This window comes from Rhizobacter sp. P2_H3, from assembly GCF_056403355.1.
Genome location: NZ_JBFUFQ010000036.1, coordinates 1 through 25,675, shown reverse-complemented (window position 1 = coordinate 25,675; position 25,675 = coordinate 1). Strand labels below are relative to the sequence as shown.

General features: G+C 67.1%; 31 protein-coding genes and 1 pseudogene. 16 read left to right on the top strand and 16 right to left on the bottom strand.

What is annotated here, in order from left to right; translation table 11 throughout:
- Window positions 1–10 precede the first annotated feature (10 nt).
- From AC1D1T_RS09930 to AC1D1T_RS09895, 8 genes are all read left to right on the top strand, one after another.
- Window positions 11–886, top strand: a complete 876-nt coding sequence (locus tag AC1D1T_RS09930) for a branched-chain amino acid ABC transporter permease (protein ID WP_477826296.1) — start codon at window positions 11–13, stop codon at window positions 884–886.
- Window positions 883–1,884 (top strand): branched-chain amino acid ABC transporter permease, encoded by a 1,002-nt coding sequence (locus AC1D1T_RS09925; protein WP_477991828.1) that lies wholly within the window; start codon window positions 883–885, stop codon window positions 1,882–1,884. Before AC1D1T_RS09930 ends, AC1D1T_RS09925 begins: the two co-directional genes overlap by 4 nt.
- Window positions 1,881–2,627 (top strand): ABC transporter ATP-binding protein, encoded by a 747-nt coding sequence (locus AC1D1T_RS09920; RefSeq protein ID WP_477845413.1) that lies wholly within the window; start codon window positions 1,881–1,883, stop codon window positions 2,625–2,627. Before AC1D1T_RS09925 ends, AC1D1T_RS09920 begins: the two co-directional genes overlap by 4 nt.
- Window positions 2,628–3,158: 531 nt before the next feature.
- Window positions 3,159–3,905 (top strand): ABC transporter ATP-binding protein, encoded by a 747-nt coding sequence (locus tag AC1D1T_RS09915; protein ID WP_477991827.1) that lies wholly within the window; start codon window positions 3,159–3,161, stop codon window positions 3,903–3,905.
- Between the two features lie 15 nt (window positions 3,906–3,920).
- Window positions 3,921–4,811 carry a 4-hydroxyphenylpyruvate dioxygenase gene (locus tag AC1D1T_RS09910; protein WP_477991826.1) on the top strand — a complete coding sequence of 297 codons (891 nt, stop codon included), beginning with the start codon at window positions 3,921–3,923 and terminating at the stop codon, window positions 4,809–4,811.
- Between the two features lie 13 nt (window positions 4,812–4,824).
- Complete coding sequence (locus AC1D1T_RS09905) at window positions 4,825–5,781, top strand: sugar phosphate isomerase/epimerase family protein (protein WP_477827698.1); 957 nt, start codon at window positions 4,825–4,827, stop codon at window positions 5,779–5,781.
- A 127-nt stretch (window positions 5,782–5,908) separates the two neighbouring features.
- Window positions 5,909–6,838 carry a PEP-CTERM sorting domain-containing protein gene (locus tag AC1D1T_RS09900; RefSeq protein WP_477827697.1) on the top strand — a complete coding sequence of 310 codons (930 nt, stop codon included), beginning with the start codon at window positions 5,909–5,911 and terminating at the stop codon, window positions 6,836–6,838.
- Window positions 6,835–7,713 (top strand): PEP-CTERM sorting domain-containing protein, encoded by an 879-nt coding sequence (locus AC1D1T_RS09895; RefSeq protein ID WP_477827696.1) that lies wholly within the window; start codon window positions 6,835–6,837, stop codon window positions 7,711–7,713. The genes AC1D1T_RS09900 and AC1D1T_RS09895 overlap by 4 nt, the downstream gene beginning before the upstream one ends.
- Before the next feature lie 8 nt (window positions 7,714–7,721).
- Here AC1D1T_RS09895 and AC1D1T_RS09890 read toward each other — a convergent pair whose 3' ends face one another.
- A complete protein-coding gene (locus tag AC1D1T_RS09890) occupies window positions 7,722–8,672 on the bottom strand; it encodes a sensor histidine kinase (protein ID WP_477991825.1) in 951 nt (316 codons plus the stop codon).
- Between the two features lie 318 nt (window positions 8,673–8,990).
- Here AC1D1T_RS09890 and AC1D1T_RS09885 point away from each other — a divergent pair, with 318 nt between their 5' ends.
- Window positions 8,991–9,707, top strand: coding sequence for a Crp/Fnr family transcriptional regulator (locus AC1D1T_RS09885; protein ID WP_477828350.1), 717 nt, complete (start codon window positions 8,991–8,993; stop codon window positions 9,705–9,707).
- 60 nt (window positions 9,708–9,767) lie between these two features.
- A complete protein-coding gene (locus AC1D1T_RS09880; RefSeq protein ID WP_477828349.1) occupies window positions 9,768–10,490 on the top strand; it encodes a Crp/Fnr family transcriptional regulator in 723 nt (240 codons plus the stop codon).
- On the opposite strand, the gene AC1D1T_RS09875 is transcribed toward AC1D1T_RS09880, so the two are convergent.
- Genes AC1D1T_RS09875 through AC1D1T_RS09865 form a run of 3 tightly spaced genes read right to left on the bottom strand, consistent with a single transcriptional unit; the run spans window position 10,491 to window position 11,821 of the window.
- Window positions 10,491–10,640, bottom strand: a complete 150-nt coding sequence (locus AC1D1T_RS09875; protein ID WP_477828348.1) for a hypothetical protein — start codon at window positions 10,638–10,640, stop codon at window positions 10,491–10,493.
- 15 nt (window positions 10,641–10,655) lie between these two features.
- Window positions 10,656–11,513: an OmpA family protein gene (locus AC1D1T_RS09870; protein WP_477991824.1), complete on the bottom strand. Its 858-nt coding sequence runs from the start codon at window positions 11,511–11,513 to the stop codon at window positions 10,656–10,658.
- The gene (locus AC1D1T_RS09865) at window positions 11,510–11,821 is read right to left on the bottom strand and encodes a DUF4398 domain-containing protein (RefSeq protein WP_477841994.1); all 312 of its coding nucleotides are present in this window, start codon (window positions 11,819–11,821) and stop codon (window positions 11,510–11,512) included. The genes AC1D1T_RS09870 and AC1D1T_RS09865 overlap by 4 nt, the downstream gene beginning before the upstream one ends.
- Before the next feature lie 424 nt (window positions 11,822–12,245).
- Between AC1D1T_RS09865 and AC1D1T_RS09860 the strand changes: the two genes are divergently transcribed.
- Window positions 12,246–12,755 (top strand): hemerythrin domain-containing protein, encoded by a 510-nt coding sequence (locus tag AC1D1T_RS09860; RefSeq protein WP_477828575.1) that lies wholly within the window; start codon window positions 12,246–12,248, stop codon window positions 12,753–12,755.
- 176 nt (window positions 12,756–12,931) lie between these two features.
- Here AC1D1T_RS09860 and AC1D1T_RS09855 read toward each other — a convergent pair.
- The 10 genes and pseudogenes from AC1D1T_RS09855 to AC1D1T_RS09810 all read right to left on the bottom strand — a co-directional run.
- Window positions 12,932–13,289 (bottom strand): annotated as a pseudogene (locus tag AC1D1T_RS09855) (endonuclease/exonuclease/phosphatase family protein); the annotation flags it as partial.
- Window positions 13,290–13,299: 10 nt separating this feature from the next.
- A complete protein-coding gene (locus AC1D1T_RS09850; RefSeq protein WP_477841993.1) occupies window positions 13,300–13,560 on the bottom strand; it encodes a hypothetical protein in 261 nt (86 codons plus the stop codon).
- 135 nt (window positions 13,561–13,695) lie between these two features.
- Window positions 13,696–15,003: an NRAMP family divalent metal transporter gene (locus tag AC1D1T_RS09845; protein WP_477991823.1), complete on the bottom strand. Its 1,308-nt coding sequence runs from the start codon at window positions 15,001–15,003 to the stop codon at window positions 13,696–13,698.
- Window positions 15,004–15,056: 53 nt separating this feature from the next.
- Window positions 15,057–15,272, bottom strand: a complete 216-nt coding sequence (locus tag AC1D1T_RS09840) for a hypothetical protein (protein WP_477991822.1) — start codon at window positions 15,270–15,272, stop codon at window positions 15,057–15,059.
- Between the two features lie 112 nt (window positions 15,273–15,384).
- Window positions 15,385–15,618 (bottom strand): hypothetical protein, encoded by a 234-nt coding sequence (locus AC1D1T_RS09835; protein ID WP_477827158.1) that lies wholly within the window; start codon window positions 15,616–15,618, stop codon window positions 15,385–15,387.
- Window positions 15,619–15,814: 196 nt separating this feature from the next.
- A complete protein-coding gene (locus AC1D1T_RS09830; protein WP_477827159.1) occupies window positions 15,815–17,314 on the bottom strand; it encodes an FAD-dependent monooxygenase in 1,500 nt (499 codons plus the stop codon).
- Window positions 17,315–17,784: 470 nt separating this feature from the next.
- On the bottom strand, window positions 17,785–18,207 hold the full coding sequence (locus AC1D1T_RS09825; RefSeq protein ID WP_477827161.1) for an Hsp20/alpha crystallin family protein: 423 nt from the start codon (window positions 18,205–18,207) through the stop codon (window positions 17,785–17,787).
- 41 nt (window positions 18,208–18,248) lie between these two features.
- Window positions 18,249–18,701: an Hsp20/alpha crystallin family protein gene (locus AC1D1T_RS09820; RefSeq protein ID WP_465113400.1), complete on the bottom strand. Its 453-nt coding sequence runs from the start codon at window positions 18,699–18,701 to the stop codon at window positions 18,249–18,251.
- Between the two features lie 539 nt (window positions 18,702–19,240).
- A complete protein-coding gene (locus AC1D1T_RS09815; protein ID WP_477842468.1) occupies window positions 19,241–20,566 on the bottom strand; it encodes a Y-family DNA polymerase in 1,326 nt (441 codons plus the stop codon).
- A 9-nt stretch (window positions 20,567–20,575) separates the two neighbouring features.
- The gene (locus tag AC1D1T_RS09810; protein WP_477842466.1) at window positions 20,576–20,956 is read right to left on the bottom strand and encodes a LexA family protein; all 381 of its coding nucleotides are present in this window, start codon (window positions 20,954–20,956) and stop codon (window positions 20,576–20,578) included.
- 129 nt (window positions 20,957–21,085) lie between these two features.
- Between AC1D1T_RS09810 and AC1D1T_RS09805 the strand changes: the two genes are divergently transcribed.
- Window positions 21,086–21,529 carry a TOBE domain-containing protein gene (locus tag AC1D1T_RS09805; protein WP_477826114.1) on the top strand — a complete coding sequence of 148 codons (444 nt, stop codon included), beginning with the start codon at window positions 21,086–21,088 and terminating at the stop codon, window positions 21,527–21,529.
- Between the two features lie 11 nt (window positions 21,530–21,540).
- The gene (locus AC1D1T_RS09800; protein WP_047509144.1) at window positions 21,541–21,828 is read left to right on the top strand and encodes a hypothetical protein; all 288 of its coding nucleotides are present in this window, start codon (window positions 21,541–21,543) and stop codon (window positions 21,826–21,828) included.
- Window positions 21,829–21,898: 70 nt separating this feature from the next.
- On the opposite strand, the gene AC1D1T_RS09795 is transcribed toward AC1D1T_RS09800, so the two are convergent.
- A complete protein-coding gene (locus AC1D1T_RS09795; protein ID WP_477826115.1) occupies window positions 21,899–22,294 on the bottom strand; it encodes a hypothetical protein in 396 nt (131 codons plus the stop codon).
- 127 nt (window positions 22,295–22,421) lie between these two features.
- On the opposite strand from AC1D1T_RS09795, the gene AC1D1T_RS09790 reads away from it, so the two are divergent.
- Both AC1D1T_RS09790 and AC1D1T_RS09785 read left to right on the top strand, forming a co-directional pair.
- A complete protein-coding gene (locus AC1D1T_RS09790; RefSeq protein WP_477826116.1) occupies window positions 22,422–22,679 on the top strand; it encodes a helix-turn-helix transcriptional regulator in 258 nt (85 codons plus the stop codon).
- Between the two features lie 364 nt (window positions 22,680–23,043).
- Window positions 23,044–23,859 carry a hypothetical protein gene (locus tag AC1D1T_RS09785; protein ID WP_477826117.1) on the top strand — a complete coding sequence of 272 codons (816 nt, stop codon included), beginning with the start codon at window positions 23,044–23,046 and terminating at the stop codon, window positions 23,857–23,859.
- Between the two features lie 177 nt (window positions 23,860–24,036).
- Here AC1D1T_RS09785 and AC1D1T_RS09780 read toward each other — a convergent pair whose 3' ends face one another.
- Window positions 24,037–24,453: an integrase arm-type DNA-binding domain-containing protein gene (locus AC1D1T_RS09780; protein WP_477826118.1), complete on the bottom strand. Its 417-nt coding sequence runs from the start codon at window positions 24,451–24,453 to the stop codon at window positions 24,037–24,039.
- Window positions 24,454–24,690: 237 nt separating this feature from the next.
- Here AC1D1T_RS09780 and AC1D1T_RS09775 point away from each other — a divergent pair.
- On the top strand, window positions 24,691–25,675 hold a 985-nt coding region (locus tag AC1D1T_RS09775), incomplete at its 3' end, for a MutS N-terminal domain-containing protein (RefSeq protein ID WP_477991821.1).

The following is a 25,675-nucleotide window of genomic DNA, read 5'->3' as shown; positions in this document are numbered from 1 at the left end:
CTGCCGTGACATGAGCGATTTCCTGCAACTGGTGCTCTCGGGCATGGCGACGGGCAGCATCTACGCGCTGGCCGCGCTCGGCTTCACGCTGCTGTGGCAGGCCTCGGGCACGATCAACTTCGCGCAGGGCGAGTTCGTGATGCTGCCGGCCTTCACGATGCTCGGCTTCATGAGCGTCGGCCTGCCGCTGTGGGCCGGCTTCGTGCTGACCTGCGTGCTGGCGGTGGTCGTGCTCGGCTGGGCCTTCAAGCGCGGCATCGCCGACCCGCTGCTGCGCTTCGGGCTGATGCCGGTGGTGGTGGCCACGATCGGCCTGGCGATCGCGATGCGCAACGGCGTGCGTGCCGGCTTCACCGCCGAGGCGCATCCGTTCCCCGGCCTGTTCGCCGACCGGCTGTTTCATGTCGGCGGTGTCGCGGTGACGCTGGTCGACCTGGGAACGCTCGCGATGGCGCTGGTGCTGGTGTTCGGCACGCAGGCCTTCCTCGCGAAGACGGTGACCGGCCGCGCGATGCAGGCGGTGGCGCAGAACACCGAGAGTGCCACCGTGCTCGGCATCGACGTGCCGCGGATGGTGTTCTACACCTTCGCGATCAACGCGCTGCTGGCCTGTGCCGCGGCGCTGCTGGTCACGCCGACCTACCTGGCGAAGTTCGACATGGGCGAGCCGCTGGGCACCAAGGCCTTCTTCGCCGCGATCATCGGCGGCTTCAACAACTCGCGCGGCGCGCTGCTCGGCGGGTTGATCGTCGGCGTGGCCGAGAACCTGGCGTCGGCGTACATCTCGCCGGCCTACAAGGACGCCGTCGCGCTGGTGGTGTTCATGCTGGTGATCCTGTTCAAGCCGCAGGGGCTGCTGGGCCGCCGCGAGGAGCGCAAGGTATGAAGTGGGACAAATCCCTGGCCACCGCGCTGGTGCCCGGCCTGCTCGGCCTGGCGCTGCTGGTCGCCGTGCCGCCGTTCCTGAAGAGCTACGGCCTGTACCTGCTGAGCTACTGGCTGGTGTTCGTGATCGCGACGATGGGGCTGAACCTGACGGTCGGCCATGCGGGGCAGAAGTCGCTCGGGCATGCGGCCTTCTTCGGCATCGGCGCCTACACGCTGGCGATCGTGATGAAGGCCGGCTTCAGCTTCTGGCTGGGTCTGCCGCTCGCGATGGCGGGCTGCTTCGTGGTCGGGCTCGCGCTCGGCTTCCCGGCGCTGCGGGTGCAGACGATCTACCTCGCGTTCGCGACCCTCGGCTTCAACACCGCGGTGTGGCTGGTGATGCGCAACGAGGAGTGGCTGACCGGCGGCACCTTCGGCATCAACAACATCGCGCGGCCCTCGCTGGCCGGCCTGTCGCTGGAACGCAGCCTGCCGTACTACTACTTCATCCTCGGCTGCACGCTGGTGCTGGGCGCCGTGCTGTGGAAGCTGCTGCGTTCGCCGTGGGGCAAGGCGTTCACGGCGCTGCGCGACAACCCGATCCGGGCCGAGAGCCTGGGCGTGCACATCCGGGCCTACACGCTGCTGTCGTTCGCGATCGGGGCGGCGTATGCCGGGGCGGCGGGTGCGCTGTTCGCCTCGCTGGTGCAGTTCATCGAACCGGCGCCGTTCACGGTGGGCGCGTCGATCATGATGTACCTGATGGTGGTGGTGGGCGGTGCGGGCCGCTTCTTCGGGCCGGTGCTCGGCTCGGCGGTGGGCGTGCTGCTGCCCGAGTGGCTGCGGTTCGCGCAGGGCTGGTACCTGTTCGTGTTCGGCAGCGCGGTGGTGCTGTTGATGCTGTGGCTGCCGGACGGGCTGCTGAGCATTCCGGAGCGGCTGCGGGCGCGGCGCATAGCGCGCGAGGCCTCGGCGGCGCGGGCCGCATCGGCGGCAGCGATCGGGGCTCAGCCATGAGCGCACCGCTGCTGAAGGTGAGCGGGCTGCGCAAGTCGTATGGCGCGATCGTCGCGGTGGCCGGCGTGTCGTTCGAGGTGATGCCGGGCGAGATCTTCGGCGTGATCGGCCCGAACGGCTCGGGCAAGACGACGATGTTCAACAGCGTGCTGGGGCAGATCCGGCCTGATGGCGGCAGGGTCGAACTGAAGGGGCGGGACATCACCGGCCTGTCGCCGTTGCAGCTGAGCCGGCGTGGCGTGGGGCGCACGTTCCAGACGCTGCAGGTGTTCGGCCGCATGAGCGTGCGCGACAACCTGCTGGTGGCAGCGCAGGAGCACCGCGGCAGCATGGCGGGCCGGCTGTTCGCGCCGGGCGACTCGGGGCTCGGCGACCAGGCCGATGCGCTGATCGAGAAGTTCCGCATCGGCCACGTCGCGCAGCAGAAGGCGGGTGAGCTGAGCTACGGGCAGCAGAAGCTGGTCGACATCGCGATGGCCTTCATGAGCGAGCCCGACCTGGTGCTGCTCGACGAACCGTGTGCGGGGGTCAACCCGAGCCTGGTCGGTGGCATCAGCGTGCTGCTGAAGGAGCTCAACCGGGAGCGCGGTGGCAGCTTCATCGTGATCGAGCACAACATGGATTTCGTGATGGACCTGTGTCACCGCATCATGGTGATGGTCGAAGGCTCGGTGCTGGCTGTGGGCACGCCGGACGAGATTCGTGCGAATCGTGAGGTGCTGGATGCGTATCTTGGTGGGTGACCGCGCTTGCAAAGGCGCGGGTGGGGAGGCTGTGGCTCGCCGGCCGGTGCGGTCTTCGCCCCCTGGGGGGCGAAGACTCCCCTCCGCTGACTGGTTTCATGGCCCGTCCCTATTGGCGCTCCACAGCCTCCCCACCCGCGCCTTTGCCGCCACCACCGTGCTGTGTGAGGGGAAAAAGACTGAAGTGACCGACGAAGCGTGCGGGCGCTCGCATGCTCGTCGATCACTTCAATCTTTTCCCCCCAACCAGAGCGACTGGTTCTGCGCGGCGGGTGAGGGGATGGGCTGGGGGCGATTTCTGAGGCGACGGAGAAGATCGGTTTCGGGGGTGGCGCGCGCCAGCGCGCTTCGTAGACTGACTCATCGCCACTGTTTGACCACAACGAACGAAGTGAGTGGCGGGAGTTTGGCGATGCACCCCCGAAGCCGATCTTCGCAGTGGAGTCGGCGCCCCCCGGGCGCCGACCGCCTCGGCATGAGCCTCCAGCCCATCCCCTCACCCGCCGCGACGCGCCAAGACCACCGAACGATATGAACGAAACCGCCATCGAGTTCGACGAGGTCGTCGCCGGCTACGGCGAGTTCATGATCCTGAACAAGCTCAGCCTGCAGGCCAGCAAGGGCAAGATCACGCTGCTGCTCGGCCCCAACGGCGCCGGGAAATCGACGGTGCTGAAGACGCTCTTCGGCCTGCTGAAAGTGCGCCAGGGCCGCATCCGGCTCGATGGCAACGACATCACCGGCACCGGCCCCAAGGACCTGCTGCGCCAGCACGGCATCGCCTTCGTGCCCCAGGGCCGCAACCTGTTCGGCCAGCTCACCGTGTGGCAGAACCTCGAGCTCGGCGGCATCACGCTCGGCATGAAGACCACGCATGCGCGCATCCCCGAGGTGCTCGCCCGCTTCCCCCGCGTGCAGCAGCGCCTCCACAGCCAGGCCTCGGCCCTGTCGGGCGGCGAACAGAAGCAGCTGGAGATCGCCCGCGCCCTGCTGCTGCGTCCGCGCGTGCTGCTGATCGACGAACCGTCGATCGGGCTGTCGCCGATCGTCGTGGCCGATGTGTTCACGCTGCTGCGCGAACTCACCGCCCAAGGCACCACCGTGCTGATGGTCGAGCAGAACGTGAAGAGCGCCCTCAAAGTGGCCGACGACGCGATCGCGCTCGAATCCGGCCGCCAGGTGCTGCACCGCCCGGCGGGCGAACTGCTCGCCGATCCGCACATCGAGCGGCTGTTTCTCGGCGGCGCCCACGCGATCGGCACCGCCGCGGCCGCCTGACACCAGGAGCTTTCGATGGACACCACCGCACAACGCGAAGGCGTCGGCCTGCCGGCCAACCCGCTCGGCATGGAAGGCATCGAGTTCATCGAGTACGCCACCACCCGGCCGCAGGCGCTCGGGCAGGTGCTGGAATCCATGGGCTTCCACCCGGTCGCCCGGCACCGCTCGCGCGAGGTGCTGCTGTACCGCCAGGGCGGCATGAACGTCATCGTCAATGCGCATGCACCCGAGACCGCCGGGCTGCAAGGCGAGAACCCGGCACCGGTCATCGCGGCGATCGCGCTGCGCGTGCGCGATGCGGCCAGCGCGCTGCACCAGGCGCTGGAGCGCGGCGCGTGGGCCGTGCCGACGCAGGTGGCGGTGATGGAGCTGAACATCCCGGCGATCCACGGCGTGGGCAGCAGCCGCATCTACTTCGTCGACCGCCACCGCGAGTTCTCGATCTACGACGTGGACTTCGTGCCGATCCCCGGCGTCGACCCGCACCCGCCGGCACTGACCGGGCTGCACTTCTTCGGCGCGGTGCAGTACATCGGCGTCGACCGCTACGAGGACTGGATCGCGTTCTACGGCGAGCTGTTCGGCTTTCGCCCGCTGTCCGATGCGCTGCGCTTCGGCATCCTGCCCAAGGGCCACGTGCTGCGCAGCCCGTGCGGCAGCTTCTACCTGCAGCTGATCGAGCCGGAGGCCGGGTCGTTCGACGTCGACGGCGCGGAGTACCTGGCCCGCATCGGCCTCGGCGCACCCGACGTGCCGGCCAGCGTGGCGGCATTGCGTGCCCGCGGCGTGCTGTTCAACGAGACGCCCGCCGCCGCACCGGGGCCGCGCGGCGCGCTGACGCACAGCGAGCTCGGCAGCGTGAGCTTCGAGCTGGTGCACGACCAGCCCGGCGACGCGCCGTGAGGAGGAGACGACCATGAGCCAGTTCACCGGCAACGTCGACGACTTCGGCATGGACACCATCTCGCTGGCCGGCAGCCTGCCCGACAAGCTGCGAGCCATGAAGGCCGCCGGGTTCACCCAGGTGATGCTGTCGGCACGCGATCTCGTCGGCCACCCGGCCGGCGTCGACGCCGCGGTGCAGGTGGTGCGCGACAGCGGGCTGCGCGTCACCGGCTTCCAGGTGCTGCGCGACTTCGAGGGGCTGCCAGGCGGCCTGCGCGAGTACAAGATCGACATCGCGCGCTCGATGATGGCGCTGTGCGCGGCAGTCGGCTCGCGCGTGCTGCTGGTGTGCTCGTCGACATCGACCCATGCGAGCAGCGACCTCGACGACATCGCGCGCGACCTGCGCCGGCTCGCGGTGATGGCGGTGCCGTTCGGCATCCGCATCGCGTTCGAGGCGCTGTCGTGGGGCCGCACGATCAACGAGTTCCCGGTGGCCTGGGACGTGGTCTGCCGCGCCGACATGCCCAACCTCGGGCTGGCGCTCGACTCGTTCCACGCGTTCGCGATGCAGACCTCGCTGGACTTGCTGGACGAGGTCGACCCGCAACGGATCTTCCTGGTGCAGCTCGCCGACTTCATGTGGAACGAGATCCGCTCGGTCGAGGAGCGCATCGACACTGCGCGCCACTTCCGCGTGTTCCCCGGCGAAGGCGCGCACAGCCGGCAGGCCGCCGAGATGGTGCTGCGGCTGGACCGGCTGGGTTACCGCGGCGACTACAGCTTCGAGGTGTTCAACGACGACTACCAGCAGATGCCGCTGCCGATGGTGGCGGCACGCGCCGCGCGCTCGGCGGCGTGGCTGGGGGAGGCGGTGCTGAAGCGGTCGGTGCCGTTGCCGGGGGCGCTTCGGCTCAGAACGGATCGGGATGTCGCGGTCAGCAGGAATGCCGATTGCTTGCTGCCAGCAAGTTCAACGAGGCATTGAACGTGACGGCCGCTGCCTTGCAGTTCTGACACGTCTCTCTGCCTGCATCGGCAATCGGGTCGGCAGGTTTTCCCGAGGAGGGGGCCAGGGCCGCCTCGGTGACTGCGTCAACGCACGGGAGAGAGTGATGAAGACATCCGCACTGTTCGCTTTGCTGGTCTCGGCGGGCATGGCCGCCACGGTCCAGGCCCACGAATCCTCCGCCGAGTTCCAGTTCGATCCCATCGTGGGCCTGTCGGGCAGCGGGGCTTCGACGCCGGGCACGGTCGGCCAGTGGCTCACGCCGAATTCCTACAGCGGCTCCACCACGGTCAGGTACACCTGGGCCGACGGGAGCCGGTCGTGGAACCAGGACACCTACACCTCGGCCGGGCTGCCGCTCGCGGACCGCAACGGCGATCCCTTCGGCCCGCGGCGCGAGCAGACCATGCCGGCGCTGGCCGCCGATTCGCCTTCGGCCCACTCGCTGGTCGAGCCCGGCCACATGCTCGCGGGCGTGACGCGCGAGCATCCCTGGGACGAAGCCAACGCCAGTGCCAACTGGGAGCGCACGTTCTCGCTGCTGCCCAACACCTCGATCACCTTCTCCGGCACGGCCACCCTCGGCTCGGACCAGGCGACCACGCAGGAGACCACCTTCGCGGCCTCGCCCAACCTGAACCCGCAGTACGCGAACCGCGGCGGCCTCTCGTTCCACAGCTCGCTCGGCGACGGCAGTGGGTGGATCAACGGCATCAGCTTCATCGCGCGCATCATGAACTTCGACCCGCGGCTGCCCGCCGGCTCTCCGTCGCTCGGGCGCGTGGGGTCGGTGGACGACTTCGCCTACAGCAGCGACGAGCAGGGCCACCTGTCGCTGACCCTGTTCAACCATTCCGACGAGCTGATGTTCACGAGCCTGTCCTTCGGGGCGTTCGCCGTGGCGCCGTTCATCTCGCCGATCCCGGAGCCGTCGACCGCGGCGGCCATGCTGCTGGGCCTGGGGCTGCTGGCCTGGCGGCGCAAGGCGTCGTCCAACCCGTCATCCACCCCCACCGCCGCCGGAGGCCTCGCATGAAGACCCGCAACCTGCTCATCGCGCTGGCGGCCGTCGGGCTGGTCGGCCTGGCCCGCGCCGGCGACGTCAGCGTCGACTTCCGGCTCGACCCGCTCACCGGGCTGTCCACCGACGCGAGTTCCCCGCCCGGCACCGTGGGCCACTGGATCACGCCCAACACCTTCTCCGGTTCGACGACGGCGATCCACTACTGGGCGGACCAGTCGACCTCGTATCGCGAGACCTCCTTCGATTCGCAACGTCTCGCCGGCAGCGCCATCGGCACCCAGCCGTTCGGCAACTACAGCCGCGGCGTCGACCGGGTGGCGGCCGATGCGCCGTCGGCCCATGTGACGGTGGAGCCGGGGCACCTGCATTCCGAGGTGTCGCGCCCGAAGATGGGCGACTCGGCGGATGTCCACCTCGATTGGCAACGCGCCTTCACGCTCGACCCGAACAGCTCCATCACGCTGTCGGGGCTGCTGACGCTCGACTCCACGGTGCCGCTCTCGCCGACGGCGTCCTACGGCACCACGCCGAACCCACGGGACACCATCGCGAACTCGGCCACGCTCTCGTTCCGCGACAACGCGAGCTGGGGCTGGGGCAACGGCATCACGCTCATCGCGAACATCCTGAACCAGGATCCGCGGGACTTCCACGCGCCGTTCCTGGGCATCCAGCCGGGGCCGGACGACTTCGCCTACAGCGCCGATCCGCAAGGGCACCTGTCGCTGACGATCTTCAACCGGTCCAACCAGTCGATGTTCGGCAGCTTCGAGATCCTGTTCCTGTCGTCGGTCGACCAGATGCCCATCCCGGAGCCGAGCACCTGGCTGGCGATGCTGGTGGGGCTGGCGGTGCTGGCCTGGCGGTACAGGCCTGCGGGATCATGAGCCTCGGTTCAAGCCGGTCGAGCGCGCGCGGGAATCGTGACGACGAAGCGGCTGCCCAGCCCGAGCCCGGCGCTGCTCGCCTCGACGCTGCCGCCATGCGCTTCGGCCAGCTCGCGCACCACCGCCAGGCCGAGCCCCAGGCCGACGCCGTTGAACTTCACCGCATGCTGCTCCTGCACGAACGGGTCGAAGACCTCGAGCAAGGCCTGCTGTGTGATGCCGATGCCGTTGTCGCTGACGGTGAACACCACGGTGTCCGGCGTGCGTTGCACGACGAGGGCGATCTGGCCGCCGGCCGGCGTGTACTTGGACGCGTTGCCCAGCAGGTTGCTCAGGATCTGGGTCAGGCGGACCGCGTCGCCGCACATGGCGCCCGGTGGGGACGGCACCTCGAGCTGCAGTGACTGCGTTCGCAGGGCCATCGCATGGCGGCAGCTGACGAGCGAATCCTCGATCACGTCGGCGATGTCGAGGTCGCCCCACTCCAGCCGCAGCTTGCCGGTATTGACTCGCGACACATCCAGCAGGTCACCGATCACGCGCGACATGCGCCCGGTCTGCCGTTCGATGATCTCCAGCAGGCGCGTCACCTTGTCGGCAGCGACGCGCGGCAGCAGCGTGGCCGTGGTGCACAGGGTCATCAGCGGATTGCGCAGTTCGTGGGCCACGACGGCCATCCGCTGGGTCTGGCGACTCAGCGTCAGTTCTGCCTGCCGCTGCGCGCGCTGCGCCAGCAGCACGGCCTGCAGCAACTGCGCGTTGACCTCTCGCAGCCGCGCCAACGTCGCACGCGCGCGCCGGCCGGTGGCGGGCGCCGCGGCATCGGCATGCCGGCCGAACACGGGGAGGCGCGACGCGTCGCGCCTGAGGGCATCTGCCGCACTGTGGCGGCGCGTGGAGAGCGTCTTCTTGGGGGGTGGTCCGCCGGGGGCGTCGAACGGGTGAAGGGTGACAGACATGGCGGCGTCCTTCCGAAACGGAGCGCTTGTGGGTCAGGCGGGAAGTCCTGGGGCTCCGGGGCGGCGAATCGACCTGCCCGGGTGCGCAGGCTTCCTTTTGGAATGGGAGAGCGCTCCGTCGGCCAGTCTGCCGGGCCGTCCCGAACCGGTCTGTGCGCTGACGAACGCTGCATCGCCCGGCGGCCAGCCTGGCGAGGCCTCTGTATGTTCGATATCGAACATACAGAGGCCTCGCCAGCGCCTATAGTTGCCACCATCGGTGGCATCGGGCGGTACGCGTTCTGTGCCGGCTCCGACAATGTGACGGAGCTTCGAGACATGATCCTTTCCCCCGATCCGAAGCAGAACCAGCTGCTGGCGGCCCTGCCCGATGAAGAGTGGCAGCGCTGGCTGCCCCAGCTCGAATGGGTCGAGTTGACCCTCGGCCAGGTGCTCTACGAACCCGGGCGCACGCTCAGCCACGTCTACTTCCCCATCAACGCCATCGTCTCGCTGCTGTACGTGATGGAGAACGGCTCGTCGGCCGAGATCGCCGTGGTCGGCAACGAGGGCATCGTCGGCATCTCGCTGTTCATGGGGGGCGAGTCGACACCCAGCCGCGCCGTGGTGCAAAGTGCCGGCGAAGGCTACCGGCTCAAGGCATCGACGATCAAGGACGAGTTCAACCGCGCGCCGGTGCTGCACCTGCTGCTGCGCTACACGCAGGCGCTGATCACGCAGATGGCGCAGACGGCGGTGTGCAACCGCCACCACTCGCTCGACCAGCAGCTGTGCCGCTGGTTGCTGCTGAGCCTGGACCGGCTGACCGGCAGCGAGCTCGTGATGACGCAAGAGCTGATTGCCAACATGCTGGGCGTGCGGCGCGAAGGCGTCACCGAGGCGGCGCTGAAGCTGCAGAAGGCCGGGCTGATCAGCTATGCGCGCGGGCGCATCAAGGTGCTCGACCGGCCCGGCCTGGAACGACGCACCTGCGAGTGCTATGCGGTCGTCAAGAAGGAATACGACCGGCTGCTGCCCGAGCGGCTGGTCCGCTGAGCCCCCTGTGTACGCTGGCAGACGGTGATGCGGCCACGCAGGCCCCAGACTGCCCGCGCCATGAAAAACATCGAGAACGGCCTGATTGAACTGCTTCCGCGGGCGGACCGCCAACGCCTGCTCGCTGCGGGGGAGGCGGTCGAGATGACGCTCGCCGAGGTACTCAGCGAGGCGGGCCAACCGACCCGGCACGTGTACTTCCCGATGGAGGGCTTCGTGTCGCTGATCTCGCGGGTGGATGCCCATCCCGGCCTGGAGGTCGGCATGGTGGGACGCGAGGGCATGCTCGGCGTGCACGTGGCGCTGGGGGTGCCGATCGCGCCGCTGCACGCGGTGGTGCAAGGGCCAGGCACGGCGCTGCGCATTGCTGCCGCGCCATTCCGGCGCGAGTTGGGGCACAGCGCTGCGCTGCAGCGCAGCCTGGGCCGCTATGTCAATGTGCTGATGGCGCAGCTGGCCGGCTCGGCCGCCTGCCTGCGCTTCCACCTGATCGGCCCGCGCCTGGCGCGCTGGCTGCTGATGAGCCAGGACCGCGCGCAGTCCGATCATTTCCACATGACGCACGAGTTCCTGGCCTACATGCTGGGCGTGCGGCGCGTCGGCGTGACGGCCGCGGCCGGCGCGCTGCAGGCGGGGGGCCTGATCGAATATCGCCGCGGCGAGTTGCGCGTGATCGACCGCGCCGGCCTGGAGGCGGCAGCCTGCAGCTGCTACCTGGCCGACCGGCGCATCTACGGCCTGTCGATCGGCCGGGCACCGGCCCCGGCGATCAACGCGGCCTGATCACCGCTTGCGCTGGCGATCCGACGTGGCCGGCGCTATCGCCGGAATCGCCAGCACCGGCGTTCCCGGCTTGGCCACCGGCGCCTGCGCCTGCTGCGCCTGCTTGGGCTTCTTCACTTCCTTGTTGCCGTGCTTGCGTTCCTTGGACATGGTGGTCTCCCGATTTCAGCGTGGCTTGGACACGCCGTTCTCATCCGAGAGGATGATCTCGACGCGACGGTTCATCTGCCGGCCCGCGGCACTGTCGTTGCTGGCGACGGGGTAGGCCTCGCCGTAGCCGCGCGTGCGCAGCCGATCGGCGGTGACGCCCTGGTCGATCAAGGCCATGCGCAGGGTTTCGGCGCGGCGCGTCGACAGCTCGAAGTTGCCGCTCTCGGTGCCCTGGCTGTCGGTGAAGCCCTCGATCATCGCGGTGCGCTTCGGGTGGTTCTTCATGAACTCGACCAGCTTGCCCATGTCGCGCACACCGCCGGCGCGCAACTGGGCGCGGTTGGAGTCGAACAGCACGTCGCCCAGCGTGATCACGTCGCCGCGGTCGGTCTGCTTGGAGCCCAGCGCCTTCAGCTGCAGCTCCAGCTCGGCGGCACGCGCCTTGTCCTGCTGCGCGCCGGCCGTGGCGACCGCCAGTTCCGCGCCCTTGGCCTGGGTTGCCATGCGGGCTGCGGCCACCTCGCGCGCCGCCTTGTCGCCGACGCTGCCGGCCTTGGCATCGGCGGCGGCCTTGTCCCAGGTCTTGGCACTGGTGGCCTCGCGCGCGATGGCCACGCGCTGCTGGGCCAGGTAGGCGAAGTGGTCGACGCTGCGCAGCGTGTCGCCGCGCGCGCGGGCCGCATCGCCGGCCGCGAGCGCTTCGCGGGCCTGCGTCATCTCCGGCCCGGCGTACTCGACGGCCTTCGGGTCGCCTTGCAGCGTTTCATAGCTGGCGTGAGCCCTGTCGAGGGCGGCGTTGGGTTGCGGCACGGTGCCGCAGGCCACCAGCGCTGCGGCCAGTGCGGTGACTGTGAAGATCGAAAGCGTGTTCATTGGGTACCTCCGGGGGACGCGGCCTTGCGGGCTTCGTCGGCTGCCTTGCTGGACTTGGCGGTCTGCATCTTGCGCACCGCGAGCTGCGCGTCGAGCTGGCTTTCCTCGGCCAGCTGCTTCGCGAGCACGTAATCCTTCGCGACCACGGCCTTCTGCGCGGCGGCCAGCTTGTCGGTGGCCAGGCGCGTCTCGGTGGGTGCATAGGCCGGCGCGCCGTCGACGGCGGCACTGTCGACCGCGGCCTTGGCGCTGGCCATCTGTTCGGTCGGTGGCGGCGTGGTGGCGCAGCCACCGGCGATGAGGACCATCAACCCAGCCAGGAGGATGGGACGGGGCGCCTGCGGAAACGCCAGGCAAGGCACATGCATGAGTCTCATGAGGGGACTCCTTTTCGGAGGAAGGGAAACAGGGGAGGACGGTGGGGTGTCTGCGGCTGCACCCCTTGACGCAAACGTAGCTCGACGTGCGATGTCACTCTGGCGCCGCCGATGCCCGGACCATGGCAGCCGGCGGCGCTGCCGTCTGTCTGCCAGCGCACGCAAGGCCGTGCGGCGAGGCGCGGCGAAAGCTGTCCGGCGTGGATGTGGAGCTATCCGTCGGCGTGACCTCGGCACTGCTGTAGGAGCCGTCCTCTTTTGCCCCCAGGTCCTGCTTGTGTGTGACTTCGCGGACTACGCTCGAAGCACCCAGGCAGTGTGGCCATGTCGGCTGCACCCACTCAGGAGTTGAACCATGGCCATCCACCCCTCCCAGTCACAAGACGACGGCAGCGAATCCACGGACGCGATCACCTTGCTGGAACAGGATCACGAAGACGTCAAGGACTTGTTCGACCAGTACGACGAGCTGGCGGAGAACGAGGGCTCGGAAAGCGACAGGCAAGCCCTTGCGCAGCAGATCTGCACCATGCTGACGGTGCACGCCACCATTGAAGAGGAGCTTTTCTACCCGGCCGCGCGCGAAGCGCTGAAGGAAGACGACCTGATCGACGAAGCCGTGGTCGAGCATGCCAGCGCCAAGGACTTGATCGCCCAGCTGGAATCGATGCAGGCTGGCGACGACCTGTACGACGCCAAGGTCAAGGTGCTCGGCGAACTCATCGACCACCATGTCGAGGAGGAGGAAGACGAGATGTTCCCGAAGATGCGCAATTCGGGCCTGGACCTGCAGGTGCTGGGTGTCGCGATGGCCAGCCGGAAGGAAGAACTGCTGGCGGAGGCTGCGGCGAGTTCGTCGGTGTGAGGGACGGAATGACGGCCGTCCTCAATCTGCGGTATGCCAAGCCATGCACTGGAGCCATCACAGCCCTCTCGCAGCGCGGGTTGCCCCTCGGCGATCTTGAGTCGTCGGTGATCGACGCTGAAAGCGTGGCCAATGCCGGCTCCGTCTTGCCTATCGCGCATTGGCGCGAGTGTCTGGCGGAAATAGTCCCAGAACGTGTACATCGGCTTGCCGGGATGGAGTCGCGCCACGGCGTCGGTCCAGCCCTGGTCGAGCAGCCGGCGGAAGGCGTCGCGGCTTTCGGGCTKCAGCAGCGCGTCCTTCAGCCAGGAGCGCGTGTTGTAGATGTCCGCCGCGTCGTCTGTCGGCACCACGTTGTAGTCGCCCGCGAGCAGCACCGGCTCCTTGCGGTTCGAGCGCCGCGCGCGGAAACGTGGCCTGCGCGGCCTTCAGCTCCTGCAGGCACACGACATCCGGTTGCTCCCGCTCGAGCCAGGCGAGCAGGGCTGCCAGGCGCCCGTTGATGCCGTTGATGTTGCAGGTCGCAATCTTCATCGCGTTCACCTCAAGGAGGGGCCGCCGCCGCGGCTTCGATGAACAGGCGCTTGATCACCGGGTACGCGGCGCGCACCTGGCCCTGCAGCGCGGTCGTGGCCGTGGCCGCCTCGGCGGCGCTGACGCCGGGTGCGAAGTCCAGCTCGGGCCAGTCGAAGCGGTGGCTCAGCGCGATGCCGGCGGCCGCGATCAGCAGGCCGAGCAGCGCGGCGGCGTCTTTTGCGAGCACGGTGTAGGTGGTCGGGTCCTTGCTGCGGTGCAGTGCCTCCAAGAACGGCGTCGTGCCGGTGGCCTGGACGAACTGCCGGTGATGCCGGCCACCGCGAACTTGGTAACCGCGATCGCCACGTTGGCGGCGATCGCAGCGTGGATCGCGAGCTTGGTCGCTGCCACCTGCCGCCCGCCTTCAGACGAACGATGTCGCGAGCATCGCGATGCTGGCGGCAGCCATCGCAAGCGTCGCGCCCCAGCCGAGCACGCGCCAGGGGCGGCCGAGCGGCATGGCACCGATCACGCGGGCATGGGTCGACGCGACCATCACGCCCACCATGATCGGCACCGCGATCACCGCGTTGACGACCGCCGACCAGTACAGCGCGCGCATCGGGTCGAAGCCGGCGACGCTGATGAACACCCCGACCACCATCGCGGCGGCCAGGATGCCGTAGAAGGCGCGGGCGAGGTGCAGCGGCTGATCCAGACCCTTGCGCACGCGTACGACGCTGGCCACCGCGTAGGCCGCCGAGCCGGCGAGCACCGGCAGCGCGAGCATGCCGGTGCCGACGATGCCGGCCGCGAACAGCACGAACGCGAAATTGCCGGCAATTGGCTTGAKCGCCATCGCMGCTTGCGTCGTCGTCTCGACGTGAGTGATGCCTTGTTGGTGCAAGGTGGCGGCGGCGGCAACGATCATGAAGAACGCGATCAGGTTCGAGAAGCCCATGCCGGCGATCGTGTCGATGCGCAGGCGCCTGAATTGCGCCTCGCGCTGCGTTGGTGCGCGCAGCAGCGGCTGGTCCTCGGCCACGCGGTGGATCTCCTCGACCTCCTGCGCCGCCTGCCAGAAGAAGAGGTAGGGGCTGATGGTGGTGCCGAGGATCGCGACGAGGGTTGTCACGTAGTCCCTGCTCCACACGAAGTGCGGCAGCAGCGCGCCGTGCAGCGCGGCGCGCCAGTCCACGTGCACGGCGAACGCCACCCCCACGTAGGCGAACAGGCTCAGCGTGAGCMATTTGAGGATGCCGACGTAGCGCCTGTACGGCAGCCACACCTGCAGCGCGAGCGACAGCAGCCCGAACCCGACCGCGTACGCCGCGGTCGGGCCGCCCACCACGTGCGCCACCGCATCGGCCATCGCGTTGAGGTCGGCGCCGAGGTTGATCACGTTCGCCACGACCAGCAGCGAGACCAGTCCGATCACGAGCCAGGACGGGCACAGCTTTGCGAAGTTCTCGGTCAGGCCGCGGCCGGTGATGCGACCGATGCGGGCGCTGGCCAKCTGTATGCCCACCATCAGGGGAAAGGTCAACAGCACGCTCCAGCCCATGCCGTAGCCGAATTGCGCGCCGGCCTGCGTGTAGGTGGCGATGCCGCTCGGGTCGTCGTCGGCCGCGCCGGTGATTAGTCCGGGGCCGAGCGTCTTCCACCACGCGAGCCGCGCGGCGGCGGGGTCGGGGTGGGGAGCGGAGGCCTTGGCCGTCGTTGCAAGGGGCATGCCGTCGATCATCGAAGGCCGACACGCCACCCCGGATAGGACCCCGACACCGCCTAGCGTAGGACAAGCGCGTGAGCTGGATCGAGGCGCCTGGCGAACTGTGCCACGTCCTTGATCGGATTGGCTGGCCGTGCGGAGCTCGAACCAGCGACCACGCGTCCATTCGACAGCTCGGCGCGCAGGTGTTCCAGGAAGTCGAGTCCGCGGCGATTCATCGCCTGGACGTGAGCACATGGGGTGTTCACGGCCAGCCAGGTGCTGTCGCTCATGGCTGGCAGCATTCGGGTAGGCTATGCGGGATGATCACTGGATTGAAAAAGGTCGATTGAGCTGACGCCCTGCAGCGAACCTCAGGTCGCAGCCCAGTTTCAACGTTTGGCATCAAGGAGAAGCACTGTGGATGAAAAGCAGAGCGAGATCCGCGAACACCACCTTGGCGTTGGCATAGCGTGGGGCACAGCACTTGGCCTGGCCGCTGGCGCCGGTTTCGGCGTTGCCCTTGGTCACTTGGCCTTGGGTATTGGCATCGGCCTCGCAGTTGGCGTTGGCATTGGCATCGCACTGGGTGCGGCCCTGGGCGACAAGCGCGCCAACGCGGCCCGGGAGCCAGCGCATACGTATGCTCACGGCAGTGATGCCTAGCCAGTCGCTAGACCGACGCTCGGCGTGAAGCCGCGGCCTCGACTCTGCGTCACCATTGAGCGATTTGATTGCTGGCGCAGAGGCTGCCGGGCTGACGGGTCGATCTGCCCCCAAGCGAGACAGGAGACTGCGCTCGCCTCGTCCGCAGCACACCATCAAGCCGGGTGGGCTACGTCGCCGCAGGCGGCCCGAACCAGGTGGTCAATGCATCGACGAGCCCGAATGGAGCAGTGTCTCCGACCCAAGCCACATGGCCGTCAGGCCGAATCAACACCGCGGTGGGAGCCGTGACCACCCCGAGTGCCGGAAGCTCCCACGTACCGACGTATTTCGCGTCGACGAGCCGAACCCGATCTGCCCACGCAGCGATGTCAAAGCTCCCGGGTTCACCAACGTTGAGCAGCACCGGTCGGGCATCATGCAGCAGGGTGAAGACCCGCAGCGGGCCGATCGCGGTGACCAGGTCGAGATCGGGCATGCGGCGTCCGAGCAGCGGGTGGCCCTTGCCGAGGTCGTAGTGAATGTCCAGGCCGGACATCTCCGCAGCGATTCGTTTGCGCGGCTCCTCCATCTTGAGGAAGTCGCCCACGATGTCGCGGACAGCCAGTGTGCGAGCGTCCTCGCGATGCAGTGCAACCTGCGCCATCGTGGTCTTGAGCACGCGCGCACCGACCGGGTGACGCTCGGCGTGATACGTGTCGAGCAAGCTCTCCGGTGACGTCCCCTTGATCACCTGCGCCAGCTTCCACCCGAGGTTCACCGCATCCTGCACGCCCGTGTTGAGCCCCAGTCCGCCGATCGGCGAGTGAACATGGGCGGCGTCGCCGGCGAGCAGCACGCGTCCACGGCGATACTGCGCGGCCTGCCGCGTCGTGTCGGTGAACCTGGAGATCCAGGTCGGGCTGTGGACGCCATAGTCGGTGCCGCACGCGGCGATGAGCCGCTCCTTGAGATCGCGCAGCGTCGGCTCGGTGCCTGCATTCGGGTTCGGCTCGGTCACCATGACACCAATCGGGCCCACATCCTTGTAGATGATCTCGCTGCCTTTGATCTCGTACTCCGACCGCCCGAAGGCATACACGCCGGCAGACGACCGATGCACCCCGTACGGAGGCGTTTCCGTCATTTCCACTTCCGCGAGGATGTTGCTCGTGGTCGGATCCCAACCCGGGAAGTCAATGCCCGCCGTCTTGCGAATGATGCTGCGTCCGCCGTCGCACCCGACGAGATACAGCGCCCTCAGTGACCGACCGTCGGCGAGTGCGACGTCGACACCGCCGTCGTGCTGCACGAATCCCGTGATTTCACGGCCGTAGAGGATGGGCACCTTGAGCTCGGTGACCCAGGTGGCCAGGAGGCGCTCGATGTGCTTCTGCCGCAGCGCCAGCCCGTAGTTGTGGCGAGTCGGGAAATCGCTGATGTCCAGGCGGGTGAGGGCGAAGCCCGTGACCTGCGCGGTTTGTCCCGCCGCGAGGAATCGATCCGCGATGCCGCGCTGGTCGAGCACTTCAATGGTTCGCGAGGAGATTCCCAGGGCGCGCGCACCGGAGAGTTCTTGATGGGGACGGCGCTCGACGACAGCGACGTCCACGCCTGCCAGCGCCAATTCACCTGCCAACATCAGCCCCGTCGGACCTCCGCCGGCGATCACCACCGCATGCTCAATCATCGTTCGTGTGCTCCCGGAATCAGTCCCTCATCCGCGTGGCAGGGCGCGCAGGAAGTCCTCGGTGCGCTGCCGGGTCAAGTCCGAGCATCGAATGAAATAGCACGGCAAAAGGCATGACCAATGGCAAATCCAGGCAGGCCGTAGCCGGCCAGGAGCGGGCCCCCTGTGACCGACCGCTTCTAGGCCAACTTTATTCGGATGCCGGCTCTTCGTGCAGAACGCGTTCGATGTCAGCCTCCGAGCGCACTGGGATGTGGATGTCATCGCCGCGTGCGTCGGCACCTAGAAATCGGAAAGCTTCCGAGATGCCATCGAGCGGCACCTTCAGCCTGAATCGCTGGACGACATGCTCGCCCGGGACGACGGAGGCCCGCCGGCCGGTAGCGGTGTAACCGGCCAGGCGAGCGCTCTCGGGCACGACCACGCGATAGCAATCCGCAGGCATGGCGCAATACCGTTCAAGCCRAGTGTCAGCCCGCACGCACGGAGATCTTCTTCGCTTGCGCATGGGCCTGCTTCGGGATGCGCAGACTCAGGACTCCATCCTTGATGTTGGCCTCGATGCGGCCGGCGTCAAGCTCCCGGCTGAGCGTGAAGGTGCGACGGAAGCACGGCACGCTGACTTCAGCCCACAGCGCGCGCATGTCTTCCGCCGTGGCGATGCTTGCTTGCCCTTCGATGGCAAGCGAGTCGCCGTGCAGGCGAACGTCGAGGTTCTCCCGCGAAACGCCCGGCATGTCCGCGAGCAGCGTGATGCCACCGGCATCTTCGAAGATATCCGCTGCGGGTGCGACGGCGCGTTGCGAGCGTTCGCTCGATTCCATGCGTGCGTCTTGGGGTCGCGTCGGGTTGCTGCGGTCGGGTGCAGCAGTAGCCAGGTCGGTGTTGGACATGACAGTTCCTTTCATGGTCTGTTGGACGAGAGGACGCGGTATCAGCGAACCGCGATGCGCGTGGGCTGAGCCGCCTCTTGCAGACCGACGCTGACCCGTAGAACACCGTCGCGATACGTCGCTTCCACTTTCGCCGTGTCGGCATCGTCGGGCAGCGTCAGCGCCCGGGTGAAGCGTCCCATCGGGCGCTCTGCGGCGTACGTCTGCACCTTCAGATCGCCGCCAGGCGCCGAGCCGCGGCGCTCGCCGGAAATCTTCAGGACACCCCGTTCCACCGTCACATCGATGGACGCCGCATCAAGGCCGGGCGCAAACGCATAGACCTCCAAGGTCTTCGTGGTACGGCCGACGTTGATGCCGGGAAAACTACCGGCGGCGACGGAGCGTATTGCGTCCGGCGTGCCGTCCCCGGTCAATGAGCGCGTGAGCGCCTGGTGCAGCGTGGTCAGCTGGTCGAGGAGCCCCTGAGGGCGATAGAACATGGTATCGAGCATGTCGGACCTCCTTCAGTAAATAGTGATGCCAATGCGGGGCATCGCCGCGAATGACTGCTTGGTGGCCCCGGAGCGAGCCCTGTGAACGGACTGCGCGGCGGTGTGATGGCGCCTGCGAGTGCAGTCATGCTGGTTTACGCCATCGGTAGTCAGCGACCCACGTGACCGCGGTCACGCGGTGAAAAATCGACAGGCACCAATGGCGTCGGTGTGGGCTTCAGTTTGCGCAGCGTCTCTCGCGCCACGAAGTAGGCGCGAAGCTGGTTCGGGCTCATCCACGAGACGCGGAGCGACGTTGCGCGTTTGGCGGAGCCGGTCGGCGTGCGATCTGATGTGCGAGACATGATTCAGTTCCTCATCCGAATCGAGTTGGTCACATGGGATAACAAGGGCGAAGTAGGTCGCAGACCGAGATCTTCAAGCCCCCTGAGAAATCAGTAAAAACCCCAAGGTGAGGTGGCAATGAATTGAAGGCGCAATCGGGCATTTGCCGGGAGGTCAAGTCAGGGTCGATGGCTCCAGTTCGCGGCGACCAGCGGTCAGGAGCTGGCTCTCGCAATCTCGTCGAGTCTCGTCGTATAGCGCGGGGTGCGCCGCTCCTGCTTGCCAACTGAAGCCTGCGTTCCACGTCCGTGGTGAGCGCTGGCAATGCGAACGGCCCCTTTGCCGAACCGATGGTTCAGCGCATCCAACGCACCCATCAGCTGAGCCCGATCTCGTCCTACTTCCGCCTGCACTGTGGGCTTGTCAGTTGCGAAGAGGTCAAGCTCACCTTGCCGGGCACCTCCATCATGCAAGTCCACCAGCATGACGCCGGCCTTCACGTAGTTGAAACCCGGCCGGTACATCTGCTGCAGCGCGCGCGTGGCCGTCGCAACGAGCTCGCGCGTATCGGTGGTCGGCCGCACCATCGGCACGGTCATGCTCGGACTGTGCTGGCGATCCTGCTTGCGATGCGGGCTCGTCGTGATGAAGACGTGGACCGCTCCCGCCGCACTGCCCTGCTGCCGCAGCTTCTCGGCCACGCGTGATGTGAAGTCGCTGACGACCTGCTCAAGCTCGGCCAACTCGGTCACAGCGCTTCCGAACGACCGCGAGCACATGATCTGCTGCCGGCCTGCCGTGGTGTCATCGAGGCCGAGGCACGAGGTGCCACGCAGCTCCAGGAGCGTCTTCTCCAGTACCACGCTGAACTGGCTGCGGAGTGCCGTGACGTCCGCGTTGGCCAGGTCTCGCACTGTGCGGATGCCAGCCTCCGTCAGCCGCGCTCCGATGCGCCGGCCGATGCCCCACACGCAACCCACCTCGGTGACACCCATCACCGCATCGAGCTCGGTTTGGGTCATCTCGCCGAAGTTGCACACCTGCGCAAGGGCCGCCGGATACGAGCCCGGCTTGCGATCAGCCGTCTTCGCCACGTGGTTGGCCAGCTTCGCGAGGGTCTTGGTCGGCCCGAACCCCACACTGGTCGGCAGTCCGGTCCACTGCAGCACCGTCCGGCGGATGTCTCGGCCGATCTCCACAAGGTCGCCGCGCACACCCTCGAAATCGAGGAAGCATTCATCGATGCTGTAGATCTGCTGCCGCGGCGCGTACTGCCCGACGATCGACATCATGCGGCTGGACATGTCGCCGTACAGCTCGAAGTTGGCGGACAGCGCGATCAGCCCCGCCTCGCGCTCCAGGTGCCGCACCTGGAACCACGGCTGCGCCATCTGCACACCAAGATCCTTGGCCTCGTTGCTGCGCGCGATGCAGGCGCCGTCGTTGCTCGACAGCACGACGACCGGCCGGCCGTTGAGCGAGGGCTTGAACACCCGCTCGCAGCTCACGTACATGTTGTTGACATCGACCAGCGCAAACATGGCGCAGCCTCAGACGGGCATCGCCTTGATGGCGTTGGTCACCACACCCCAGACCTGCAGCTCCTGGGCCGCGCGCGGCACGACATCGGCGCAGCTCGGGTCGGTCGCCACCAGGCGCAGCGACGATCCCTGCGTCACCAGCCGCCGGCACATGAACTCGTCGTCCACGACGGCGATCACGATGTGGCCGCTGGCTGGATGGACCGAGCGGTCGACCAGCACGATGTCGCCGTCGTCGATGCCAGCCTCTCGCATCGCACTGCCGCTCACGCGCATCAGGAAGGTGGCCAGCGGGTTCCTGATCAGCACGTCATTCAGGTCCAGGCGCCCGACGCCCGAATCCTGCGACGGCGAGCCGAAGCCGATGGCCACGCTGGCGCGCGGCACCACGGCTGGCCCAGGTGATTCCCGGCCAACACGCGTGACTCCTTCGCGTGGCAGCTGACTACTGTTCATTCATACAGTATATTGCAGCACCCCGCCAGCCGGCGAGGCACGAGCACACGGAACCTTGAACTCATGAAACCCGCTGACTTCAACACCCTCGATGGCGTCGTGACGGCCATCCACCCGGGCATCGACGCCAACGAAGTGCAACTGGGCCTCGCCCAGGGCCTGCAGATCGTCATCAAGGTCTCTCACGAGGTGCAGAACATCCTGAAACTGCAGCAAGGCGGGCGCGCCTTTGGCTTGGTGCACCCCACCTCGATCGTCCTGCTGGAGGAGCCGGCGGCGAGCTTGCCCGCGACGTTCAATCAGCTGGTGGGCAGCGTGCGCGACGTGGGCCAAGGCGAYGACGACGATGTCAAGGTCGGGCTCGACCTACCCAATGGACAGACCCTCATGGCGCGCATCACGACCGAACGCGCCGAGTCCTTGAACCTGACAGCTGGTGCACCGGCGACAGCCGTATTCAAAGCTGGTAGCGTCATCATCGGCGTTGACCAAACTGCCGTCCACTAGGAGCACACCCCATGGAGAGCAGCCTTCCGATCGAGCAGGTGTTTGGCCGAATCAGCTCCGAGGTGGAGCTGCAGTCTTTCGTCGAGCGGTTTCACCTGAAGCCGTTGAAGGCGAGCGTTCCTTCGCGGAAATACATCGCCGAGTGGACGGGCACGGTCGACGGCAAGGCCGTGTTCTCGCGCCACCGTCGGCTCGCACCGACTGCGCTGCCAGGGTCCGCGTGCTTGAACGCCCTGAGCCTGAGCATCAGCGCGCCGGACGGCACACGCCTGTGCAGCACCGAGGTCCAGTTCTGCTGAGCAGTGCTGGGACGGAGCACTCGGCGCCGTCCCTGAGCAACATCCGAGGACGTTGACGAGGGCTTTGGCGTCAAGCGACGCAGGCAAGCTGCCGCAGCGAGGTCGGCAGTGCTGCGTAGGTGCGAGGCATGCGGTAGCGCAGCCGCTCCGCCTCGAGTTGCTCCTCCTCCGTGGTCCACTCCTTCCTTGGCGCACGCCCGGCGATCGGGTCGAGTGGAATGCCGTGCAGCGCCGATCTCCAGTCGAGCCCAGGCTTCCACAGAAGCAGCACGTCACGAGCCACCTGATCGCCATCGAGGAAGGTGCCCCCGCTCATGTAGTTGTGGTGATCCACAAACGTGATCTTGCGCAGCGGTCCGATCTCTTTACTGGAGACTTCATGAACGCCATCGCACAGGCGGAGTCGCTCCTCGTCGCGTCCGCAGCCATGCGGACCGAGCGCCCCTTCGCTCGACTGCCCGAACACCCGCTCCAGGGCGGATTCACCGACGCCGCTGCAACGCAGCGCGGTGCCGACCGCGCCACTGCCGCGCGCCTGACCTACGAGGCCCGCCTCGAGCGGGACCCGATATCAACAGCCCCACAGAGAGCAAATGAGCAAACTCGATCCGATCTACCTTGACCTGCCAGATGTCGCTGCTTTCACCTCGTTGTCCGAGTCGACGGTGGAGAAACTCGTCCGCGGGGACGCATTCCCCAAACCCCGCCTTCTCTCCGGCAGACGTGTCGCTTGGCTGGTGCGCGAGGTAACCACTTGGTGCGAGGAGCGGCCGGTTTCCAACCTCTTGCCGCCACCCTTCACGGGCCGCCGCAAGACCGTTACCGTGCCGCAGGCCCTTCGAGGCGCGTAGTTGGACAGCGCGCGGCTGATCGCTCAGGGACTCACCGCGCGCAGCCGTGCCGTACGCCTGGGTGCCACCTCTGTCATCGCATCGATCAGCCAACGAGTTTCGGTCGGACTGAACTCGTCGACATTGCGGGCGGGGTCGGAACGACTGAAGGACCATAGGACCACGTCGGCACCGGCCCGGGTAGCACAAACAGCACAGCCCCGACACGGTGTATCAGGGAATGGCGCGCCACCGTGTACATCAGCCGATGAGGCTATCGCTCCACCGGACAGCGGGAGCAGGCCACCAAGCACTCCATCGAGATCAACACCGACGATCCCAAACCCATCGACCTCTTCAAGGATCGCTGAAGACAGCGTCTCAGATGTCGACCGGTTTTGTCTGCGACACGTCCATCTCCTACGAGTTCCCTGCGGCCTGGGACTTTTGGCTACAGTATCAAGACAACAATCGCCTCAGCACCATGCCTGATCATTTTCAGCTGCACGTTGACCAGCGGTGGTCTTCCGAAATCAGCGCGATGCGCCAAGCGCTCACGGAAGAGACCGGGTTGATCCGATTTGACAATAGCTCTTACCGCATCTGCCGACCGGCGCCACCCGTGACGATCGAGGTCTTTCCAGGGCACGGCAGAGTCGATCAAGGCCTCGTCCTCGAAATGGATCCGACCTCGCTCTACGTCAGCAAGGTGGCGGGCCGCAAGGTAGAGCGCTATCCGAGCACGCTCGATCTGGTCACCCGTGATTCGGGCGGGCTTGATGCGGCACTCGTCAATATTCCTGGCATGACCAATGTCAAGAAGCGCTTCCCTCTCGAAATGCTAGTGGTTTTCTGCGTGGCCGAATCGCTCCGATTCGACACTATCGCCCAACGGGTGGATGAGGTTATCAAGTACGGGAATGGTCGCCTCGTCGCACCTGGTGACGAGGAAGCTCGGAAGAAGGCTCTGCAACTGGAGATTGGCCCGTTGCTTCCGTTGTTCAAGAACTGGGAAGATGCCTCCGAAGCTGTGTTCCGCGGCGTCACATTGAAGGCGTGCCAGATTGCGGTGCGGTCTAGAACGGAGCGCTCGCAAGACGATCGTCGTCACCACGAACGTGTCGAGTTGCAGCAGAGGGACCTAGGACTGATCCAAACCGTCAGGTCGTTGGCCGTTCTACAACGACCGGGCAAGCGCTGATTCGCACGCCCCCATTTCGGATCTCCTCAACGTTGTGGGCGCATCGCTCAACGAATCGCTCTGGTGAGCGATCGTGGCGATACGACTACCGCTCTACCAATCCATCGAGGTGCGTGGACAGTCGGTTGATCCAGACGCGGCACTGCTTGTCGTAGGTGTGCAGGTTGTAGACACCCTTCACCCCCTCCTGCATGTGCCCCAGCATCGCCTCGCCCACGTCGTCAGGGCAACGTGTCCAACCAGGTAGTCCTCGCACAGGAGGCGCACCGTGTACGCGCGCTCCCGCTGCTCCTGTTTCTCTGCAACGCGGGCCGTCCGCTCGGCCTCCCGCGCCTGGCGCTTCGACAGCGCAGGATCGCCGCCCGCGTCGCGCTGCCCGCGCAAACGCTCCCACTCGGCCGCCGCCGCTGGAAACGACATCGCTGGCCAACGCCCCAGGCCGACCTGGCGCATCCGCGCGTCGACCGGACTGCGGTACCGATAGGTCCAAGCGCGTCGGGTTTGAGTGGCTTCGAGACGAAGGCCTGGGCAGCCGTCGATGGTAAGGTGCGCGCCTGGCTGAAGTGCCTTGGCTGCGCGGGCGTCGAACTGCATTGCGCTCCCTGCAAGCGTAGGTTTTCTGGAAGACCGGCCGCAGCCCAGCGTAGGTTTCGATTTTAGAAGCGCGCAAACCTACGCAGAACGGCCAAGTTCCCCCAAGTTTTCATAGGCGCTGAAAAGTCCATCGTGAGCATGTCATCCGACAAAAACACTCAGCAATTCAACGACTTAGCGGAAGAATCGCCCGCCGGCCGGGCTCCCGCGCGTGCCCCCATTCCGGCCCATACCCCAATGATGCAGCAGTACCTGMGCATCAAGGCCGAGCACCCCGACACGCTCGTCTTCTACCGCATGGGCGACTTCTACGAGCTCTTCTATGAAGACGCCCGCCGTGCCAACAAGCTGCTCGACATCACGCTGACCAGCCGCGGCCAGAGCGGCGGCGAGCCGGTCGTGATGGCCGGCGTGCCGTTCCATTCCGTCGAGAGCTACCTGGCGAAGCTGATCAAGCTGGGCGAAGCCGTCGCGATCGCCGAGCAGGTCGGCGACGTCGCCACCGCCAAGGGCCCGGTCGAGCGCAAGGTGGTGCGCGTCGTCACCCCCGGCACCGTCACCGACACCGAGCTGCTCGCCGACAAGCGCGACGCGCTGCTGCTCGCGGTGTCGCAGAAGACGCAGCGCGGCGTCACCAGCTACGGCCTCGCCTGGCTCGGCCTGAGCAGCGGCCAACTCGGCCTGACCGAATGCACCGAACGCGAGTTGCCCGGCTGGCTCGCCCGCCTGAACGCCGCCGAGGTGCTGGTCGACCGCGAGCAGGTGCCCGCGGCCGTCGCGCAGGCCCGCATCGCGATCACGCACCGCCCCGGCTGGCAGTTCGACACCGCCCTTGGCCTGCGCAAACTGTGCGAGCAGATGCGCGTCGCGAGCCTCGCCGGCTTCAACGCACAGGAACTCGGCACCGCGCAGGCCGCCGCCGCCGCGCTGCTGAGCTATGCCGAGCACACGCAGGGCCAGGCCCTGGCACACGTGCGCGCGCTGCAGGTGGAGCGCAGCGGCGACCTGCTCGACCTGCCGCCCACCACGCACCGCAACCTCGAACTCACGCAGACGCTGCGCGGCGACGACGCGCCGACGCTGCTGTCGCTGCTCGACACCTGCCGCACCGGCATGGGCAGCCGCGCGCTGCGCCACTGGCTCACGCACCCGCTGCGCGAGCGCACCGTCGCATCGCAGCGCCACGACGCGCTCGACGTGTTGATCGAGCACGGCGTCGCGC